This window comes from Flavobacteriales bacterium, from assembly GCA_016699575.1.
Classification (GTDB): domain Bacteria; phylum Bacteroidota; class Bacteroidia; order Flavobacteriales_F; family PHOS-HE28; genus PHOS-HE28.
This window is the reverse complement of record CP064979.1, coordinates 1,217,930-1,238,506: the sequence shown is the minus strand read 5'-3', so window position 1 is coordinate 1,238,506 and position 20,577 is coordinate 1,217,930. Positions and strand designations below refer to the sequence as shown.

18 protein-coding genes are annotated in these 20,577 nt (G+C 60.1%); 8 read left to right on the top strand and 10 right to left on the bottom strand.

What is annotated here, in order from left to right; all coding sequences use genetic code 11:
- Positions 1 to 85 precede the first annotated feature (85 nt).
- The 5 genes from IPJ76_05110 (at position 86) to queG (ending at position 6,229) form a co-directional block, all read left to right on the top strand.
- Entirely contained in the window at positions 86 to 1,363 is a 1,278-nt protein-coding gene (locus IPJ76_05110) for an HlyC/CorC family transporter (GenBank protein QQR87608.1), read from the top strand.
- Between the two features lie 178 nt (positions 1,364 to 1,541).
- Positions 1,542 to 3,638 carry a peptidylprolyl isomerase gene (locus IPJ76_05105; protein ID QQR87607.1) on the top strand — a complete coding sequence of 699 codons (2,097 nt, stop codon included), beginning with the start codon at positions 1,542 to 1,544 and terminating at the stop codon, positions 3,636 to 3,638.
- Positions 3,639 to 3,759: 121 nt separating this feature from the next.
- The gene (ruvB, locus tag IPJ76_05100) at positions 3,760 to 4,785 is read left to right on the top strand and encodes a Holliday junction branch migration DNA helicase RuvB (GenBank protein ID QQR87606.1); all 1,026 of its coding nucleotides are present in this window, start codon (positions 3,760 to 3,762) and stop codon (positions 4,783 to 4,785) included.
- A gap of 110 nt (positions 4,786 to 4,895) precedes the next feature.
- A complete protein-coding gene (locus IPJ76_05095; protein QQR87605.1) occupies positions 4,896 to 5,288 on the top strand; it encodes a hypothetical protein in 393 nt (130 codons plus the stop codon).
- A 17-nt stretch (positions 5,289 to 5,305) separates the two neighbouring features.
- A complete protein-coding gene (gene queG, locus IPJ76_05090) occupies positions 5,306 to 6,229 on the top strand; it encodes a tRNA epoxyqueuosine(34) reductase QueG (protein QQR87604.1) in 924 nt (307 codons plus the stop codon).
- 38 nt (positions 6,230 to 6,267) lie between these two features.
- Here the strand turns inward: queG and IPJ76_05085 are convergent, their stop codons facing one another.
- The 5 genes from IPJ76_05085 to IPJ76_05065 form a co-directional block, all read right to left on the bottom strand.
- On the bottom strand, positions 6,268 to 6,483 hold the full coding sequence (locus IPJ76_05085; protein ID QQR87603.1) for a hypothetical protein: 216 nt from the start codon (positions 6,481 to 6,483) through the stop codon (positions 6,268 to 6,270).
- Positions 6,484 to 6,652: 169 nt separating this feature from the next.
- Positions 6,653 to 7,516, bottom strand: a complete 864-nt coding sequence (locus tag IPJ76_05080; GenBank protein QQR87602.1) for an Omp28-related outer membrane protein — start codon at positions 7,514 to 7,516, stop codon at positions 6,653 to 6,655.
- Positions 7,517 to 7,519: 3 nt separating this feature from the next.
- On the bottom strand, positions 7,520 to 9,196 hold the full coding sequence (locus IPJ76_05075; protein ID QQR87601.1) for a hypothetical protein: 1,677 nt from the start codon (positions 9,194 to 9,196) through the stop codon (positions 7,520 to 7,522).
- A gap of 84 nt (positions 9,197 to 9,280) precedes the next feature.
- Positions 9,281 to 9,763 carry a TlpA family protein disulfide reductase gene (locus IPJ76_05070; protein QQR87600.1) on the bottom strand — a complete coding sequence of 161 codons (483 nt, stop codon included), beginning with the start codon at positions 9,761 to 9,763 and terminating at the stop codon, positions 9,281 to 9,283.
- A gap of 93 nt (positions 9,764 to 9,856) precedes the next feature.
- Positions 9,857 to 11,323, bottom strand: coding sequence for a T9SS type A sorting domain-containing protein (locus tag IPJ76_05065; GenBank protein ID QQR87599.1), 1,467 nt, complete (start codon positions 11,321 to 11,323; stop codon positions 9,857 to 9,859).
- A 239-nt stretch (positions 11,324 to 11,562) separates the two neighbouring features.
- On the opposite strand from IPJ76_05065, the gene IPJ76_05060 reads away from it, so the two are divergent.
- Complete coding sequence (locus tag IPJ76_05060) at positions 11,563 to 12,300, top strand: T9SS type A sorting domain-containing protein (GenBank protein QQR87598.1); 738 nt, start codon at positions 11,563 to 11,565, stop codon at positions 12,298 to 12,300.
- Here the strand turns inward: IPJ76_05060 and IPJ76_05055 are convergent.
- From IPJ76_05055 to IPJ76_05040, 4 genes are all read right to left on the bottom strand, one after another.
- Positions 12,297 to 12,980 carry an NAD-dependent deacylase gene (locus IPJ76_05055; protein QQR87597.1) on the bottom strand — a complete coding sequence of 228 codons (684 nt, stop codon included), beginning with the start codon at positions 12,978 to 12,980 and terminating at the stop codon, positions 12,297 to 12,299. The two genes, IPJ76_05060 and IPJ76_05055, sit on opposite strands and share 4 nt — an antisense overlap.
- Positions 12,981 to 12,989: 9 nt before the next feature.
- Positions 12,990 to 14,234 carry a GTPase HflX gene (gene hflX, locus IPJ76_05050; GenBank protein QQR87596.1) on the bottom strand — a complete coding sequence of 415 codons (1,245 nt, stop codon included), beginning with the start codon at positions 14,232 to 14,234 and terminating at the stop codon, positions 12,990 to 12,992.
- Positions 14,235 to 14,237: 3 nt separating this feature from the next.
- Positions 14,238 to 14,438, bottom strand: a complete 201-nt coding sequence (locus IPJ76_05045; GenBank protein ID QQR87595.1) for a cytochrome c — start codon at positions 14,436 to 14,438, stop codon at positions 14,238 to 14,240.
- Between the two features lie 154 nt (positions 14,439 to 14,592).
- Complete coding sequence (locus tag IPJ76_05040) at positions 14,593 to 15,084, bottom strand: hypothetical protein (GenBank protein QQR87594.1); 492 nt, start codon at positions 15,082 to 15,084, stop codon at positions 14,593 to 14,595.
- Between the two features lie 89 nt (positions 15,085 to 15,173).
- Here IPJ76_05040 and IPJ76_05035 point away from each other — a divergent pair, with 89 nt between their 5' ends.
- A complete protein-coding gene (locus tag IPJ76_05035) occupies positions 15,174 to 18,227 on the top strand; it encodes an amidohydrolase family protein (GenBank protein QQR87593.1) in 3,054 nt (1,017 codons plus the stop codon).
- A gap of 35 nt (positions 18,228 to 18,262) precedes the next feature.
- Positions 18,263 to 19,579 (top strand): amidohydrolase family protein, encoded by a 1,317-nt coding sequence (locus tag IPJ76_05030; protein QQR88396.1) that lies wholly within the window; start codon positions 18,263 to 18,265, stop codon positions 19,577 to 19,579.
- Here the strand turns inward: IPJ76_05030 and trpS are convergent.
- Positions 19,572 to 20,561, bottom strand: a complete 990-nt coding sequence (gene trpS, locus IPJ76_05025; GenBank protein ID QQR87592.1) for a tryptophan--tRNA ligase — start codon at positions 20,559 to 20,561, stop codon at positions 19,572 to 19,574. The genes IPJ76_05030 and trpS overlap by 8 nt on opposite strands.
- Positions 20,562 to 20,577: the final 16 nt, after the last annotated feature.

Below are 20,577 nucleotides of genomic sequence, written 5' to 3'. Positions count from 1 at the left end.
AATCCTAGCACTAATCCCTTGGCCGTTAGCCAACTCGTGATCGCCCAAGTATCAAAAGAGTGGCCTATGCGATCTTCACCCCCGCTTGAGCCCTACCGACCTTACCATACTCATTGTTGCGCTGCTGTTCTCGGCCTTCAGCAGCGGGCTGGAGATCGCCTTCGTGAGCGCCAACAAGCTCTATGTGGAGCTGCAACGCAAGCAGGGCGATCTGGGCGCGCGGCTCCTGGCGGGCCTTTATCGGCGGCCGCACCGTGTCATCGGCGCCTTGCTCGTGGGGAACAACATCGCCATCGTGGTCAGTTCGCTCATGCTGGCCAAAGGCATCGATCCCTGGTTGCACAGTATTTATCCGCACGAGTGGTTCGAGCTAACGGCCAGCACGGTCATCGGCACGCTCATCATCCTGGTGGTGGCGGAGTACTTCCCCAAGTCGCTCTTCCGCATCGACCCCAACGGGATCCTCACGGTGTTCGCCGTGCCGCTGCAACTCATCTACGTGGTGCTCTGGCTGCCCATGATGGTGTTCACCGGTATCAGTGAGCTGCTGCTGCGGCTCATCGGCGTGCGCGCCAAGCCTGGTCAGCCCGTTTTCGGCCGCATCGACCTTGATGAGTTCCTGAAGCAGGTGAGCGAAAGCACGCCCGCCGACAAGGACATGGACGCAGAGGTGGGCTACTTCCGCAACACCTTGGAGCTGAGCAGCACCAAGGCCCGCGATCGCATGGTGCCCCGTGCGGAGATCGAAGCCATCGACGTGGAGGAGACGGTGGCCACGTTGCAAAAACGCTTCGCCGACACCGGCCTGAGCAAGTTGCTGGTGTACAAGGACGGTATCGACAACATCATCGGTTATGTGCACGGCTACGAGATGTTCCGCCGCCCGCGCACCATCCGCAGCGTCATGCGCCCGGTGAACTTCATCCCCGGCACTATGCCCGTGGACCAGGTGCTGCAGCTCTTCACCAAACAGAAGGCACACGTGGCCGTGGTGGTGGACGAGTTCGGCGGCACGGCCGGCATGCTCACCATTGAGGATGTGGTGGAAACCATTGTGGGCGACATCGACGATGAGCACGACCTGGGCGAGGTGGTGGAGGAGCGCCTGGGGGAACACGAGTTCCTTTTCAGCGGTCGGGTGGAGGTGGAGCGGCTCCGTGACCATTTCGGCCTCGACTTCCCCGTGGACGAGGAGTTCGGCACCCTGGCCGGATGGATCCTGCACCACACCGAGGAACTGCCCGAGCAGGGAGCCCAGCTCGACATCGGCGCCTTCCACCTCACCATTGCCCAGGTGACCCACGGCCGCATCGACCTGGTGCGGCTCAAAGTGGAGGACACGGGGGCGGGGCTGGTGGGGTAGGTTTTCACCGCAACGGCGCTACGAACGCAGCGGGGGATCACCCTTGGGCCCGGTTGCGTTGCGACCGTTGCGTCGTCGCGGTCCATCAACCGTACGGGTGCCCTTCTATATTTGCGGCCCTTTGCTCATAAGCCCCTGAAAACAAGGGGTCTTGGAAGTCTTCAAACGGAACAGAACCATGGCAGTCATCGGTAGCATTCGCAAGCGCGGCGGTCTTCTCATCATCATCGTGGGCGGCGCGCTGGTCCTCTTCATACTCAGTGCCCTGCTGGAGAACAACACAGGCTTCAGCGGTCGCGCCGAAGAGGTGGCGGGCGAAGTGGCCGGTGCCCCTATCAGCGTCCGCGAACTGAGCGTGCGCGCCGAGAACGAGGCCAACACCCTGCGCAACTCCTTCGGGCAGACGATGGACGGCCCGCAGATGGAGCAACTGCGCACCCGGATCTGGAACGAGATCGTGAAGGAACGCATCATGCTGCCGCAAGTTGAAAAGGCCGGCTTCGGCACCACGCTCGTGAAGAACGAGTACGACGACATCCGCTTCGGCGACAACATCCTGCCGGACTTCAAGAACCAGCCGAACTTCCAGAACCCCGATGGCAGCGTGAACACCGAGGCCTTGAAGAGCTACTTCAAGAACGTGTACGAGCAGGCGCCGGAATACCACGAGATCCAGAAGCAGCGCATCATCCAGGAGCGCCTCTACAGCAAGTACAACACGCTGGTGAAAAAGAGCGTGTTCGTGAACAGCGCACAGGCCCGCGACGAGAACCAGACCAACAACCGCAAGGCCACATTCAACTTCGTGGCCAAGCGTTACGACAGCGAAGCGGACAGCCTCTATACGCCCAGCGAGGAGGAGATCAAACGGTACTACAACGAGCACAAGAACGAGCGCAAGTACAAGCAGCAGGCTTCACGCAGCTTCGAGTTCGTGGCCATGGAAGTGCGGCCGAGCGACGAGGACATCGCGGCCTTGGCCAAGGACATGGAGGCCCTCCGTTCCGCTTTCGGGACCAGCACCAACGACAGTGCTTTCGTGATGGCCAACGCCGACAGCAAGAACCCAACGCCCGTGGCGTACACGGCTGGTAGCGCCGACATGGTGAACGACAGCCTGATCCTGAAGGCCGACACCGGTGCCGTGATCGGGCCCTACCGCGAAGGCGAAGTATGGAAACTGGTGAAGGTGGCCGAACTGGCCAAAGTGGAGGAAGCCCGTGTGCGCCACATCCTGCTCAGCACTCAAGGCAAGAGCGAAGAAGAGTCGGAGAAGATCAAGCAACGCGCCGATAGCATTCTGGCGGTGGTGAAAAAGAACAAGGGCAAGTTCGAGGAGATGGTGACGAAGTACACCGAGGATCCCGGAAGCAAGAGCACGGGCGGTGTCTACGAGTGGTTCGACCGCAAGCAGATGGTGCCCGAGTTCACCAAGGCCAGCTTCGACGAGCCTGTGGGCGCCACCACGATCTGCAAGACCAGTTACGGCTACCACATCGTGGAGGTGTTGGGCCAGCGCGATCGCGACGAGCGCCGCATCCTTACCGTGGACCGTGCCTCGAAGCCCAGCGGCGCCACCTTCAACAAGCGCTACAAAGAGGCCAACGCCTTCCGTGGACTGGTCAAGGACACGGCCACCTTCCGCAGCGTGGCCAAGGAGCAGGGCATCGAAGTGCGCCCCGCGAACGACCTGCGCGCCGACCAGCGTTACGTGCCCGGCCTGCAGAACCCCGCACAACTGATCACGTGGGCGAACAACGCCGAGGTGGGCGACATCAGCCCGGTGACCACCATCGACAACAACCAAGTGGTGGCCATCCTCACGGCCATCAAGGAAGAAGGTGCACCCTCATTGGAAAGCGTACGTGACCGTTTCAAGACCGAATTGGTGAAGGAGAAGAAAGCCGCGGCTTGGATGGCCAAGATGGAAGGCAAGACCGACCTGAGCGCTCTGGGCACCGAAGTTGGCGTAAGCGTGAGCACGGCTACAGAGATGCTTTACAATGCCTATTCGATCCCCGGTGGCTACAACGAAGGCGAACTGATCGGCACCATCTTCAGCCTGAAGGACGGCAACGTGAGCAAGCCGCTCAAGGGCGATATGGGCGTTTACACCGTGCAGATGACCACCAACACACCTGCACCCGAGGCCACCGAACTGAGCGCCGAACGCCAGGCCATCAAGCAACGCACTGAAGGCCGCATTGAAACCACGATGTACAACGCGATGAAGGAGGCTGCCGGCGTGAAGGACGAGCGCAACAAGTTCTTCTGAGCGATAGAACGGACCTGGACAAAGGCGGGTGAAGGCCCGCCTTGGTTGTTGACCGCCGGTTTTTCGCCGGTGTTGCCCGGTGCCGTTTCTTTGGTCCTCCCGATGCGCCGCATCGGATCCCATGCCTGAAGCCTTCGACCTTCGAAACGAGCAGCGTAGCGCCAGCGACAAAGAGCTGGAGCAGGTGCTGCGGCCGCGCCGCTTCGAGGAATTCGCAGGGCAGGAGGCCGTGCTGGACAACCTGAAGGTGTTCACCCAAGCTGCCCGCATGCGTGGCGAAGCGCTGGACCATGTACTGCTGCATGGCCCGCCCGGCTTGGGCAAGACCACGTTGGCCAACATCATTGCGCAAGAGATGGGCGTGGGCATGCGCGTCACCAGCGGTCCCGTGCTGGACAAACCCGCCGACCTGGCCGGACTGCTCACCAACCTCGAGCCGCACGATCTGCTCTTCATCGACGAGATCCATCGCTTGAGCCCCATCGTAGAGGAGTACCTCTACAGTGCTATGGAGGACTATCGCATCGACCTGGTGATCGACGCCGGGCCCAACGCGCGCACGGTGCAGATCACGCTGAACCCCTTCACACTGGTGGGCGCCACCACCCGCAGCGGGCTTCTAACCGCACCGCTCCGTGCCCGGTTCGGCATCAACAGCCGCCTCGATTACTACAACGCCACGATCCTCACCGGCATCGTGAAGCGCAGTTCAGGCATCCTCAACGTACCCATCGTCGATGATGCGGCCACCGAGATAGCACGTCGGAGCCGCGGCACACCGCGCATCGCCAATGCGCTTCTGCGCCGTGTGCGCGATTTCGCCCAGATCAAGGGCGATGGCACCATCACCCTTTCCATTGCACAGCACGCGCTGAAGGCCCTCAACGTGGACGCTCACGGCCTCGACGAGATGGACAACCGGATCCTCTCGTGCATCATCGAGAAGTTCTCGGGCGGGCCCGTGGGCCTCAACACCGTGGCCACTGCGGTGGGCGAGGAGGCCGGTACCATCGAAGAGGTGTACGAGCCCTTCCTCATCATGGAAGGCTATGTGATGCGCACGCCGCGCGGTCGCCAGGCCATGGAACGGGCCTACAAGCACTTGGGCAAGGTGCCTACTGCGCGACCTGGCGGTTTGTTCGAATAGGCCGACATGTTTCCGGATCGTTAAGTACAACGATCCTTCGTATGAAGTTGAGGGTCGTCCTTGGTGGTGTCCATGGGCTTGATCAGTTTGGTTCCCCCAACCGAACGACCATGACCGCTCTCCCCCCTCCGATCGCCGTGGTGTCGTCCATCGGTGAACGCTCCGGTCCGCCCGGGCCTGTTGGTTTCGGCCACTTGCAGATAGTGCGCTTGCTGCGCCAGGTGAGTGCCGTGGGCGAAGACCCCAGTAAGGTGTTGCGCTTCAAGGGCGTACCATTTTCGCGCGGCACGAAGGCCAAGAGCGTCACCATCCGGTTCGTGGACCAACCAGAGGCTCCCGTACCACAGTTCGATGCGGAGCATGGCGTCATCGATCTCGGCTATCCTAGTTCCGCACTGAACGAAGTGCGCGACCTATTGCGCAGTGGCCGCGAGCGTTTCTGCTACTTCTGGAAGAGCGCCGACGGTAGCGGGCGCCGCGCTTGGATCATGGCCTCGCCCTAGGCTTCTACCTTGCCCGCATGGACCCCCGAGCCCGTGCGGAAGCCATCAAGCGCAAAGCGCACGAGCTTGGCTTTTTGGCCTGCGGTATCGCACAAGCGGGCTTTCTTGATGAGGAAGCGCCGCGCTTGGAGCAATGGTTACGGACCGGGCAGCACGGCGCCATGGCCTACATGGCCGACCATTTCGACCTGCGGCTCGATCCGTGCAAGCTGGTGCCGGGAGCGAAGAGCGTTATCAGTCTCGCCTACAACTACTACACACCGCCGCGGCAGAAGCAAGCGGATGCTCCCAAACTGAGCACCTACGCTTACGGCCGGGACTATCACAAGGTGGTGAAGCAGCGGCTGAAGCCGCTGATGCAGTTCATCCGGGAACAGTTCGGCACCGTGGATATGCGGGCCTTCGTGGACAGTGCACCAGTAATGGAGAAGGCTTGGGCACAGCGTGCCGGCATTGGTTGGATGGGCAAGCACACCAACATCATCCGGCAAGGCGCAGGGTCGTTCTTCTTTCTGTGTGAGATCATCACCGATCTGCAACTGGCGCCGGACGCCCCGGCCACTGACCACTGCGGCACATGCAGGCGTTGCATAGATGCCTGTCCCACGGATGCCATAACACCTTATGGGGTTGATGGTAGCAAGTGCATAAGCTACTTCACCATTGAGCTGAAAGATGGGATCCCCGAAGAGATGAATGGCCGCTTCGAGAACTGGGCTTTCGGTTGCGATGTGTGCCAACAGGTTTGCCCGTGGAACCGCTTCAGCACGCCGCACACCGAGCCGCAGTTCGATCCGCGACCGGAAGTGATGTCCTTGTCAAAGGAGGAATGGCACGGGATGACCGAAGTGGTTTTCGAACGCCTCTTTGAGGGAAGCGCCGTGAAGCGCGCCAAGTACGCTGGCCTGATGCGCAACGTGCGGTTCCTGCGGGAGGAATAACACCTCACAGCAAGGGCCAACGTCGCGTGATCCGCCGCTCAGGCCCGCATGCTCTTCTCGAACACCTCCACGATCACGTCTTTGTACACGTGACCGAACGTGGCCAAGCACCAGGCTTTCAAGAGCAGCTGGTCGTGCTGGCCCACCCAGCGTTTCGCTTTGATCAATTCCTTGCGGAACAACCGTTTGTCGAAGCTCACTTTCTGCAACACCTGCTTACTGAACTCCATCATCTTCCTTCCTTGCTCTACCATGGGAGTTGGCGTTTGTGGGGTCGGCTTCCACCGGGGACCGCAGGGGGAGGTTCCAGCGAAAGCAGCGTGAAGGTAATCCTTCGGGAAGTGGATGAACGCTTTTGGGAGGGAAAGTTGTGCACTTGTCCGCCGGTTTCTCCCAAGGCCCGGTCTTTGGTGGCGCCGAGCCTTACTCGACGAGCTTACGCTCCGTCACTTGCATCACCTCGTCGTTGTCCACACGGTAGATGTACGCCACCAAATGGCAGTTCGCGGGTTCAAGTACGTTGGCCGGAAGCACATAGTCGTTGATGGGGAGCACATTGCTTTGGCCAGTGGTGATGGCCCCGTTGAACACTTGGGTACCCCATGTCCCGTTCAGGTTGTCGCGCAGCACGTGGTTGTGCGTATAGGGGTACACGATGCCACCGGGCACGCGGTTGTCCTCCTGGCCCTCGATCACGCCGTCTTCAAGCAGGTATACCACCAGGTTGTGCTCCCCGACAGTGTCCCGCAGGACGTCCAATTTCACCTGCAGGTCAAGGGTCTCCGTACCAGTGTCGTAGTTCACCTGCTGGAAGGTTACCTCGAACTGTGCGGGCTCGCCTAAAATGTCCGCAATGGCGCTGCTCCAATTGTCCTCGCCAACGATCTGTGACCCGTCGAACGCACGTCGGCTTACCAAGCCGTTAGGTAGTCCTGGGGGGCTGAAGGCGCTCACGTATGCCTCCCCGGCCGCCGTACGGAAATCGGTGCTGAAGGGATCGGGCGGCGTTGTGGTCGGGCTTGCGAAGACCCCGGTGCAGTGCACCGCAACGACCACCAGGTCTTCGCAATAGATACCGTCCAATTGTTTGGCCACATCGGCTGCGGCCGGGCAGTTGGGGCAGCGGAAGCCCGTAAGATCCTCCAGCAGCACGCGACGGAAGCCGTAACCATTGCTCACGCCTTCGCATGCGTTGGTGCTCGGGACGGGATTGTCCGGTTCCTCAATCACGTCGCACCCGGCAAAACCGGCAAGAAGGAGGGCAGGGAGGAGAAGTTGCTTCATCATGGCTCAGAAGGTACTGGCAATGGAAACCGTTAGACCATTGGCGGCGGGAACTGCTCGGCAGACACCGCCGACGCAGAAGATCCCAGCTCGCTGGCGCCCGTAGTTCACTTGGATCCTGCTTGCACCGCGCGTGTAGGCCACGCTGCCAAGCGGATAGTGGATCTCGTCGGTCTCGACCGCACCACCGTAGTTGTATTGGTCCATCACGGTCAAGCTCCAGTGCGGACTGAAGGTGAACTCCACCAAGGCGGTGGCCCAGTTGCCGTGGTCCTGCTTGGTGCTGAGGTGCTGCAGTTCGAAGCGAAGGCTATTGGCATCGGAAAGCTTGTGCATCCCCTCCAGGATCACCATGTCGGCGTAGATCAGGGGTTTGCCCGGCTTGCCCTGTACGGTTTCAATGTCAAAGCCCAGGTTCAGGTAGGTCAGTGCGAACTCCCACGTGCTGCTCACCTTCTTGCGCAGCTCCACGTTGAAGTCGCTGAAATACATGCGGTCTCCCGTTCCGAACAATGAACTCGTGTAACCGTCGTAGGTCACGGTATCGTCAACGATCCGCAACGTGTCGAGCGCGTAGGCCACGCTGCCATTGACGGCCAGCTTGGTGCCGTACTTGCCACCGAGGGCCGTGCCCTTCTTCCACTTGTAGAAGACCTCCGCTTGTCCGGCCACTTCGTTGTTGGGTTGCGTGGCATAAGGGTATAGCGTTGCGGGCAAGTTGTAAGTGTGCTGTTTGGCAAGCGGTGGCAGGAAATTGATGTTGAGATCGAACGGCCCGGCCGCTCGGTTGCTGCGGAACACCATGTTGTCGTAGCTGTGAACACCGGCGCTGACACCAAGCCCCTTGCTCACGTACGTGGCGTTGAACATCAATGCTTCGCCGTCCTTGTAAATGTTGTTGTTGCTGCTGTTGGGGTCGTTGATCTTGTGGGCGTACTCCGCGTAGAGATTCCAGTGCGGGGACAGGTAGTTGAGGCGCGCAGCCCATAGGCCCACGTTCTCGGGCAGTTCCAGCAGGGGGTCGCGGTCTTCCTGGTACTTGCTCACGAAGCTGCCGCCGATGACGAGGTTGCGCCCCTTGACGGCCAGGCTGTCCAGCAATTCGTTCAGCGATAGCTCGAGGTCCACGCCGCGCACGACACCGGGCCCTTTGGTGAAACCGCTATTGAACCCGAGGCGCTGTTCGCCGATGAAACCTTTCAGGTAAACGCCCGTGGTCGGCTTGAACTTCACCCGGACACCGTCCATGGCATTGTCCACGCCGAGGTATCGTTCCTCATAGCTGCGGAAAGCAAGACCGCTTCCGAATTGCTCGAAGAAATTGCCGACCGTAATGTCCAGGTCGTCCTGGGAATACCGAGCATAGCGGTAGCCCAGTCCGGAACCCGTGTAGGGTTCGCCGGCAGGGTAACCCAGCAGTGGGGGCGTATAGCTCTCAAGCCGCAAACCGGCTTCAAAGGCGCCCTTGGTGATGATCAGGTTGCCCCACGCATTGAGACCCCAATCTTCCGGCGGGGGCACGGCGCCGATCTCTTCGTCAGGGTTGTAGAGTTGCCCATCGATGTTGAAGTTGCCGTGCACCTGCAGGTCGTTCGCACCGGTTGGCGGATCCTGCTGCGCAGAGGTGGCCAAAACGGAAAGCACGGCCAGTATGGAAAGGGCGGTCCGGGAAGTCAAGGTCATGCGGTGGTGAATGCGCCGCAATGTCGCATGCTTTCGGCGATCGGCCATGGACCGAACGCACCGCAGGATGGGGATCGAACGGGTCTACTTGCCCACGAGCTTCTTGACCTTGGCGTAGAGTTCGTTCTCGTCGCCGGGATTGTAAACGTTGTGCTGGTAAACGATCTTCCCATTGCCGTCCAAAAGCACTGTGTGCGGCACGTTCTGCACGTTCATCGCGCGCTTCAGATCGCCGTTGGGGTCAAGGTACACCTCGTATTCCCAGCCTTGCCCGCTCACGTACGGTGCCACGCGCGCCGTGCTGCGGGTATCATCGATGCTGATGGCGATCACTTTGACGCCCGTTGTCTTCTGCCACTCTTCGTATACCTCTGCGATCGCGTTCAATTCGCGTTTGCATGGGGCGCACCATGTTGCCCAAAAGTTGATGATGATGGGCTTGCCATCGTTGCTGAAGGTCTTGGCATCCACTTTCTTCCCATCGAGCCCGGTAACGGTAGCACTGGGCAGTTGTGCGGACAAAGGCAGGGTGACGATGGCGGCTATCGTGGTGATGAACGTGCGCATGATGGCTGTTGGATAGTTGGTCAAAGGAAAAGGCCGGCGGCCGTGGTGCAAACACCGGGCCGCCGGCCTTATTGGTTTCCTGTCGCTACCGGCTTAGCGGTTGAGCGTCACTTTCTGCGTGGTGGTCTTGCCGTCCACGTTCACGGTGAAGTAGTACATGCCGTTGTTCAAGGCGCTCATGTCGAACGTTTCGATGGCGCTGTTGTTGAAGTTGCGGCTCATCACGCGCTCACCAACGAGGTTGTACACTTCCACGTTCACCTTGCTGGCTGCTTGGCCCAGCACGAGGTTCACGCTGCCGTTCGTCGGGTTCGGGTAGAACTGGATGGTGTTGCTGCCAACGCGCTCCTCGACACCAACGGCGTCGTTGACCACGGCATTCGAGGTGCTGCAGCCATAGTCCACATCAACAACGATCCACTGGCTGTTGTTGCGCACGCGGAAGTAGCCCGAGCCCAGGAGGCCATCACCGTATGAGTCGAACGCCTCCACCTTGTAGCAACCCATCTGGGTCAGTTCGATCTCCTCCGCGAACGTGGCGTTGTTCGCATAGGCGCCAGCGCCGGCATTAGGCGTGGTGCCGTTGCAGTAACTGTTCTCGTTCACGTAGTTCACGTTACCTCCCTGAGCGATCTCCGTTCCACTGGGGTCGAGCAAGCGCCAAGAGAATTCCGTGGCGTACTGGTCCATCTTGCCTTCGATGGTGATGCCCCAGCTTACAGGTGCAGCATCAACCATGTTCGGGTCGAGGACGTTGTCGGAAGCCACGGCATCGGCTGTGGCAATGTTGATGGTCACCGCCTCGGCGTCGCTGATGGTCACGTTCGGGAAAGTGATCTCATCGTTCTGCCAAGTGTTCAGGTTCCCGGTCCAGTTCTGACTGGCCAAGGTGGTAGCACCTTGTTTCACCTCAACAGTGGCGTTCGTAACGGCGTTCTGGCCCATGTTGAACATGTTCACCGTGATGTCCTCCACCCCGCAGGTGCTGGTTGCTCCGTTGTACCCGAGGAAACCTGCATTCACGCCACTTATGTTGCAGGGCGTCTGAACGTAGCTCCAGTGCTGGGCAGTGCTCACCTGGCTCGTTTCAGCGATCCGGCGGTTGGGGCAGATCGTGTAGATCGTTGGGAAGTAGCTGATGTCGAGCAAGTTCGCGATGCTCGCATCGTCGATGATGGGGTACGGGGTGCCCGTGATCCAATCGCCCTGGCTGTAACCGGAAACGTTCTGGTTCGTGGTGGTGCCTTGAAGCTGTGCCAACGAGTTGGATGCTTCGCCCTCGATGAACAGCACGATCACCTTGTCTTCAGCAGTGCCCGGACCATACTGGTTGTGCAAGTTTTCCAATGCACCCGTTCCGTGATAGTTCCAGCACGGACCGCACCAAGCGGCGCTCACGTCCACAACAACGGTATACCCGTCGTCCAAATAGTCGTACAGATTGTGCACGTTTCCGTTCAAGTCGGTCCCGGTGAAGTCGGGGCAGATCGAACCGGCGGTCATTTGTGCCGTGGCGCCGGTGGTGGCCAGCGCAGCAGCAAAGAGTAAGGACTTCTTCATTTGCGGTTGTTTGGGTTAATGGTTCCGTATTCTGGGCCGAAAGCAGGATCAAGTGCTCACGGCTTTCGCGAACATAGCGGGAAGCCGGAGAAGGTTGATCGGACACACATTGGTTACGGTTGGGATCCCACCGTGCATGACCCGCGTTGCCGAACGGTACACCTGGTGACGGGTGGCGGCCATTGCACCTAAATTTGGCCTCGCGCAAGCAACCGTTCGGCGCACTATTACGACGCAACATGAAGAAAATCTACGCCATGGCCGGCATTGTGCTTGGTTTGGCACAAAGTACATGGGCCCAAGGTTGGATCACCATTACGGACGAGTACGGGACCGACGTGACCAATGGAAGTACCAGTCTATGGATGTGGACGGGTTCCACCATGGAGATCGACCTGAACACTGTCATCGGTGGTATTGGCAGTCGACAAGTGAACGTGAAACGCTATGAGCTTTCCGTGCAACCGGGCTCCCAGAACTATTTCTGCTGGAATCTTTGTTACCTGCCACAAGAGGCGGGGACCTTGCCGCTCTGGGTGGCCGCGGATGAGCAGCTCCTGTATGCCAACCAGCCGTTCAGCGGTTTCCATGCTTACCACGTGCCCGACAACACGGAGGGCCTGAGCACGTATCGCTATGTATGGTATGATGCCAATTTCGTGTCCGATTCAGCTTTCGTGGATATCACTTTCGGCAACTCCTTGGGGGTTAGCGATGTTGTGGCAGCGCCAGCCCTGACCATGCAGCCCAATCCGGCCGACCAAAACGTGTTCCTCAGCTTGGGCGCTTCCAGTGGTATCAATGACCGCGCGGTGGTGTTCGATGCGTTGGGCGCACAAGTGCTCGACCGATCGTTCGTTGCTGGTCAGCGGAACGCGGTTCTCAGCACGGCAGCGTTGCGCAGCGGGGTTTATTTCGTGAGCTTCGTTCGGTCCGGGACCGTGGTTTCAACTCAGCGCTTGGTCGTCGCGCACTAAGTACGTCCGCAAAGTTCGAAGGCCAGCTGGGGCACTCCAACGCTGGCTTTCGTTTTTCTATGGTCCACCCCCGGCCTGTGCAACGGGACTTCTCCCGGGTCTATGACGTAAATGCGTGCCTTTTGCGGGGCAAAGCACAGCAAGTTGGCTGCTGGGTACACGTTCAAGCTGGTCCCCACCACCAATAGCACGTCGCACTTCCGTGCGAGTTCCAGAGCCGGTTCCATCATGGGCACCCCCTCGCCGAACCAAACGATGTGCGGGCGTAGTTGGGATCCCAGTGGGCACAGGTCACCCAGGCCAAGTGATGGCCCGTTCAATGGCAAGACGATCCTCTCGTTGGCCGTGCTCCGGGCTTTGTTGATCTCGCCATGCAGGTGCAGCACACGTGTACTGCCGGCTCGCTCGTGCAGATCGTCTATGTTCTGTGTCACCACATCGACATGGTGGTGGTCTTCCATGTCCGCAATCGCCAGGTGAGCTTCATTGGGAGCAGCATTCAATACTTGGCAGCGGCGTTCATTATAGAAACGCAGCACCAGTTCCGGGTTGCGTCGGAAAGCCTCCGGTGTTGCAACGTCTTCAACGCGATGCTCCTCCCAAAGGCCGTCCGTGGCTCGGAAGGTCTTCAGGCCGCTTTCGGCACTTATGCCAGCACCGGTGAAGACTAGTACACGCATGGTGCCAGCCTACGCACCAGGCCCCATTTCTTCGGGCCCACGCATGAATTCATCGCTGAACAAGAGGTCGCTCTCGTACGGGTAACGCGCCACATGGATGGCCTTCACACGGTTGTAAAGCAAGCGGCGCAAGGCGTCCAGGTTGTCCTTATGGGCTGCACTGATGAACATGCACTCTTCACCGTCCAGGCGCGCCATCCAGGTGCGCTGCAATTCTTCCAACGTGTACTGGTCCTCGCGTTTGGGTGCAAGGTCATGCGGGTCGTGGGGCGCGGGCCTGTAGGCGTCGATCTTGTTGAATATGGTGATGACGGGTTTCTCACCTGCACCGATCTCCGCTAGGGTTGCTTTCACAGTGGCATGCTGGGCCTCGAAATCGTGATGGCTGATGTCCACCACGTGAAGGAGGAGGTCGGCTTCGCGAGTTTCGTCCAACGTGCTTTTGAAGCTTTCGATCAGTTGGTGCGGCAGCTTGCGGATGAAACCCACTGTATCACTGATGAGGAACGGAAGGTTACCGAGCACCACTTTCCGCACCGTTGTGTCCAGCGTGGCGAACAGCTTGTTCTCCGCAAAGACGCTGCTCTTGCTCAGCACGTTCATGAGCGTGCTCTTGCCCACGTTGGTGTAGCCCACCAACGCCACCCGCACGAGCTTGCCCCGGTTGCCGCGTTGGGTGGCCATCTGTTTGTCGATGTCGCGCAGCTGCGACTTCAGCAATGCAATGCGGTCGCGCACCAGTCGGCGGTCCGTTTCGATCTCTTTTTCGCCAGCACCGCCGCGCGTGCCTGTGCCGCCACGTTGGCGTTCCAGGTGGGTCCAGAGCTTGGTGAGGCGTGGCAGCATGTACTCGTACTGCGCCAGTTCCACCTGGGTCTTGGCGTGGGAGGTGCGGGCCCGCTGCGCGAAAATGTCCAGGATGAGCCGCGGACGGTCGAGCACGGGCTTGCCCAACTCCTTTTCCAGGTTGCGCTGCTGGGCTGGAGACAGTTCATCGTCGAAGATGATCGTCTGTGCGGCGTGCGTTTCAGCCCATTGCTTCACATCGGCCAGTTTGCCACTGCCGATGTACGTGCGCCCATCAGGGGAATGCAGCCGCTGTGTGAAGCGCTTCAGCGACCGGATGCCCGCGGTGAGGGCAAGGAACTCCAACTCGTCCAGGTATTCCTGCACGCGCTCGGCCGTTTGGTCGCCGGTGATGAGCCCAACGAGCACGGCGCTCTCGGCTTTTGCGGTCTCTTTAGGGTCGATCATACGCTACTTGGGAAGCGCACGCAGATGATCGACCACGGCTTCCACCTGCGCAGGGTCCAAGACCTGCTTGAACGGGGCCATGGTGTTGCGGCCATCGGTCACAACCGCGATCATTTCCTCGCGGGACAAGGCCGAAGCCGTCAGGTCCTTCGCACCATTGATGCCCAGCTTGCCATCATTGCCATGACAGAGCGTGCAGTACATGTCATATAACCGGGCCCCGTCCGGTTCGCCGTTGGCCGCAACCGCGGTTCCGGCTTCAGGTGCGCTGCCGCATGCCAACAAGCCCCCAAGCAACATCAAGCCAATCACCGCCCTCAGCGTCATTCTGTGATTCATTGGGCGCGAAGCTCGCGCATCAGAGCCAACTGCGCTCCATGCCGAATTGCGTATGTGGCCATGGAATGGCCCAGCACATGAGGGCGAAGGCGACGAGATAGAAGATCGCGATCATCTTCCATTTGGCCGGTTCCGTTTTCGCCCGTTTGCTGAGCACCCGTCCTACAGTGACCAGGATGACCGCCAGAAGCATCATGGCGATGTGCTCGTACTTCCAGAAAATGATCTCCCGTGGGGTGAAGCCCGGCGCGACGTAGCGCTTGAACCGGATGCCATAGAGTATGACACCCAGGACCACTTGAAGGTGGCAGGCCGCCAATGCTATGATGGCCAAGCCTCTTTGCCAGACTATGATGGGGAGCTGCATCAACCAGCCCCGCAATGCGATGATGCCGGCAGTGCCCACGGATATGAGCACGACCCACCGCATGAGGCTGTGCGCGAAGAAGAGCATGGAGACGGACGCGGCCATGTTCGAGGAGGACTGGAGCAGTGGCAGGTGTTCGGTCATGGTGGGAGGGTTGTTCCGGAGCGGCCCGAATGTAGAAGGACCTTAGCTGGTGGGGCAGGCGGTTCGGCAGGCGGCTATTTTCGGCGGCCGTGCTGCGCAACCTCTTCGCTCCCCTTCTGGCTTGGTTCGTCTTGGGCCCGGCGTGCGCGCAACAGACATTGCCGGTCAACGGTCCGCACAACACAGCGCGACCGGTCTACGCGCTGCTAGGAGCAACCTTGCATCCGGAGCCCGGAGTTATCATCAAGAGCGGCATGCTTCTGGTGCAGGACGCTCGGATCACGGTTGTCGTTGGACGGGGTCCGGACAGTCCACCTCCCGGCGCCATCGTGCTCGACTTCACAGGCCTGCATATCTGGCCGTCGTTCGTGGAGCCGTGGAGCAGTGCGGGTATCCCTGCTGACAAGGATCGCAAGAGCCAACCCGGTATGCCCAATGGTGCGGTGCGAGCCACCACCAATGCCGCAGCGATCCATGCTCCGGATCACGAACTATGGGCCAATCAACGCGCATTGGGCATCGGCACGGCGTTGGTGCACCGCATGGACGGGATCGCGCGCGGCACGGGCGCCGTGGTTGCTTTCGGTGATCGCTCGCCCCTGCTCGATGTGCTACGACCCAACGCCTCCTCGCATTTCAGTTTCCGGAAAGGCACTTCACCTGACGGCTATCCGTCGTCCTTGACCGGGAGCATCGCACTGCTGCGCCAGACGCTCTACGATGCGCAGTGGTACGCGGGCGAAGGCGTGAAGGATCTGCGTGATGCCGAGCTCGACGCGATCAACGCACAACTTCCGGTCCCGGCCTTCTTCGAAGCCTCCGACCGCAATGATGTGCTGCGCATTGATCGCATTGCCAAGGAGTTCGGCAGGACCTTCATAGTGAAGGGCAAGGGCGACGAGTACGCACGCGCCGCGGACATTGCGGCCACCGGGCAATCGCTCATCATACCCATCACGCTGCCGGACGCTTTTGATGTGGAGGATCCCTTCGCGGCGTTGGAGGTGCAACTTGCCCAGCTGAAGCATTGGGAACTGGCGCAACGCAACGCATTGGTGTTGCACCAGGCCGGTGTGCCGTTCGCGTTCACGGCGCACGGCGTCAAGGACCGCGAGATGCTTATCGGCAACCTGCGTCGGATGCTGATCGCGGGCTTGGACACCGCAGCCGCCATTGCCGCTTTGACAACCGTTCCGGCCAACATGATGGGCATGGGGGAGGAACTGGGAAAGTTGAAGCCCGGGATGTTCGCGTCTTTCCAGATCACCAGCGGTCATCTTTTCGCGAAGGATGCCGTGCTGCATGAGCATTGGGTGGCAGGCAAACGTTTTGTGCTGAAGCCTCATGATGCCCATGACCTGAGAGGTGCATACACCTTCTCGCTTGGCGAAAGGCGCCTTCGAATGAACGTGAAGGGTGAGCCCGGCAAGCCCGAAGTGCGCATTGGAAGCGCATCGGATGACAGCACCATGGCCAAAGTGGATGCGCGTGTGAGCGGATCGGTGATGACCCTGGTCTTCGAAGGCAAGAGCATTGGCCTGTCGGGCTCCGTGCGCTTGAACGGGACTGTTCATCGGGACAGCCGGATCTGGGACGGTTCCGGTCAACTGCCCGATGGGACATGGACTTCATGGAGCGCCGTACGCGAGGGCGAACCCACCGATGCCGGGAAGAAGAAGCGGGATGGTGTTGAACTGGACAGCCTTTATGCATTGTGCAACGGGAAGGTCTGGTATCCCGCCATGGCAAGTGGCCTGTTGCAATTGCCCGGCACGGAAACGGTGATCCTGCGCGGGGCCACCGTATGGACCAACACCAGCCGCGGCATCCTGCGTAACACCGATGTCTGTCTGCACAACGGCAAAGTGCTCGCCGTGGGTGAAGGATTGGACAAGTCAGCGCTTTTCCCGAACACGAAGATCATGGTGCGTGAAGTGGATGCCCGGGGCAAGCACCTCACCTGCGGCATCATCGATGAGCATTCGCACATAGCCATTGCGCGTGGCGTTAACGAAGGCGGGCAGGCCAACACGGCCGAGGTGCGCATGGGCGATGTAATCGACCCGGACGATATCGATATCTACCGCAACCTTGCAGGGGGAGTTACCGCTGCGCAGTTGCTGCACGGTAGCGCCAATCCCATCGGCGGCCAGAGCGCGCTCGTCAAGATGCAGTGGGGCCTGAACGGCGAACGGATGAAGATCGAGGGGGCCGAGGGCTTCATCAAGTTCGCTTTGGGAGAGAACGTGAAGCAGAGCAACTGGAACAGTGATCGCGTGCGCTACCCGCAAAGCCGCATGGGCGTTGAGCAGATCATGTCCGACGGTTTCCATCGGGCGAAAGCCTATGACGCGGAATGGCGGACGTGGCGATCATTGCAGAAGCCTCCGACCAAGCGCAAGCGCCCGGCGCCAGCACCAGTGCATCCATCACCACGCCGCGACCTCGAATTGGACGCCATGGCCGAGATCCTCAACGGTCAGCGCTTCATTACCTGTCACAGCTATGTGCAGAGCGAGATCAGCATGCTCATGGGACTGGCCGACAGCATGGGGTTCAAGGTGAACACCTTCACCCATATCCTGGAAGGCTACAAAGTGGCCGACCGCATGAAGGAGCATGGCGTGAGCGCCAGTTCGTTCAGCGACTGGTGGGCGTACAAGTTCGAGGTGTACGATGCCATACCCTACAACGGTGCCTTGCTCTGGCACCGTGGTGTGAACGTCGGCTTCAACAGTGATGATGCGGAGATGAGCCGCCGCCTGAACCAGGAAGCCGCGAAGGCCGTGAAGTACGGCGGCGTGCCCGAGGAAGAAGCATGGAAATTCGTGACGTTGAACCCTGCCAAGATGCTGCACCTGGACCACCGTATGGGCAAGGTGGAGGCCGGTATGGATGCGGACATCGTGCTGTGGAGCGCAGATCCGCTCAGCATCGATGCGCGGTGCGAGATGACCTTCGTGGACGGTGTGTGCCGCTTCGACCTGTCCACGGATGCGGAGCAACGCAAGTTGATGGCTGCCGAGCGCCAACGCATTATCAACCTGATGATAGCGGCCAAGAAGGCTGGCGCACCCACGCGCAAGACCGAGCGCAAGGAACAGGGCCATTGGCATTGCGAAACAATGGGGGAGGAGCCATGAGGAGGACGGGGGCAACGAGCAGGGACAGGTGGCGGATGCGCCGCTATGGACGCGTGGTCATTCTGGTCCTCTTGCTGCTGCCATTGGTGCAATTCGCCCAGCGGCCTTCACCTGCTCCGCCGCAAAATGCCAGTTTCCTCATTACGGGCGGCACAGTGCATGTGGGGGATGGCCGCGTGATCGATGAAGGAGCGGTCGGCTTCCGCAACGGTGTCATCGATTACGTGGGGTATGCCTACGGTGTTCAGGTCAAGTACGACAGCATCATCGACGCGAAGGGCCAGCATGTTTACCCCGGCTTCATCGCCCCTGATGCCACGCTGGGCATCATGGAGATCGAACAGGTGCGCGCCACCGACGATGTGAACGAAGCCGGTGACTTCGCTCCGGAGGCCCGCACGCTCACGGCCTACAAGACCGACAGCCGCATCATTCCCACCGTGCGCAGCAATGGCGTGCTCATGGCCCAGATCGCGCCGCGTTCGGGTACCATTGCAGGCACCAGTGGTATCGTCCAGCTCGACGCATGGGACAATGCAGCCGCCGTCATCAAGGCCGATGATGGCATCCATATGAACTGGCCGCGCGCATTCCAACGCGGTGGTTGGTGGGCCGAGCCCGGCGAGACCTCCGCCGAAAAGGAGGATGAACGCACGAAGCGATCACGTGAGCTGCGGGAGTTTTTCGCCACCGCCAAGAGCTACAAGGAATGGTGCCGCGCGAACCCGACCAAGGTGGACCTGCGCATGGAGGCCATGTCGGGCCTGTTCGATGGTTCGAAGACGCTCTTCGTGAACGCCAATGTGGCGCGCGAGATCCAGGAGGCCATCCTCTTCGCCAAGGACATGGGCGTGAAGAAGCTCGTGATCGTGGGCGGCTACGATGCATGGCGCGTTGCCGACCTGCTCAAGGACAACAAGGTGGATGTGATCCTACGGCGCGTGCACTCGCTGCCGTTGCGCGAGGACGACGATGTGGACCTCCCTTACCGGCTTCCTGCCCTCTTGAAAGAGAAGGGCATTCGTTTCTGCTTGGGCTATGCAGGCGACCAGGAACACCAAGGGGTGCGAAATCTGGCCTTCACTGCGGGCACGGCTTCGGCCTACGGACTAACGCGCGAGGAAGCGCTCAGGTCCATCACGCTCGATGCAGCGCGCGTGCTGGGCATCGACAAGCGATGCGGTAGCCTGGAAGTGGGCAAGGATGCCACGGTGTTCATCAGTACCGGTGATGCATTGGACATGCGCACGAACAACGTCGTGCATGCGTTCATCCAAGGACGCCACATCAACTTGGATGATCACCACAAAGCCCTGTACCGGCAGTACAAGGAGCGCTACGGGATCAAGTAGTGTTCCAGCGGCGCAGGTAACCGCACTTCTCCCGCACCCGGTTCAACGTTGCACTGGCCACTTCGCGGGCTTTCAGTTCCCCCTCTTTCAACCGCGCGTCCAATTCGCCTTTGTCGTTCATAAGGCGCTGGTAGGTGTCGCGCTCCTTCGCATAGCCATCGAGCAGCACTTGCAGCAGTTCCTTCTTCGCGTGGCCGTAACCGTATCCACCCCGTAAATAGTTCTGCCGCATCGTTTCCACGGTATCGGCGGGGGCAACCAGCTTGAAGAGCCTGAACACATTGTCCGTGTCCGGGTTCTTCGGCTCTTCCAATGGGGTGCTGTCGGTGACAATGGACATCACTTGCTTCTTCAGCTCTTTCTCAGGGAGGAAGGGCACAATGGTGTTGCCGTAGCTCTTGCTCATTTTCTGGCCGTCCGTTCCCGGCACGACCATCGTTTCAGCCCCAATGCGCGCCTCTGGCAGTACCAGCGTTTCGCCATACGCATTGTTGAAAGCGCTGGCGATATCCCGCGTGATCTCCAAGTGCTGCTTCTGGTCCTTGCCCACCGGTACGACGTTCGCGTCGTAGAGCAGGATGTCGGCTGCCATGAGCACGGGGTAGTAGAACAGGCCGGCGTTCACGCTGCTGAGCCGATCGCTCTTGTCTTTGAAGCTGTGCGCGTTGGCCAGCATGGGATAGGGCGTGAAGCAGCCCAGGTACCACGTGAGTTCCGCCACCTCGGGCACATCGCTTTGCCGGTAGAACGTGGTGCGTGACGTGTCGAGCCCGAACGCCAGCCACGCGGCTGCAACGGCGTAGCAGTTCTCTTTCAGCACTGCGGCATCGCGTACGGTGGTCAGCGAGTGCAGATCGGCAATGAAGAGAAAGCTGTCCGATCCCGGGCGGTTGCCCATTTCCACAGCAGGCCTAATAGCGCCAAGAACGTTGCCGAGGTGAGGGATGCCGGTAGCCTGGATGCCAGTAAGGACGCGGGTCATGGAAGGTTCGGAAGGG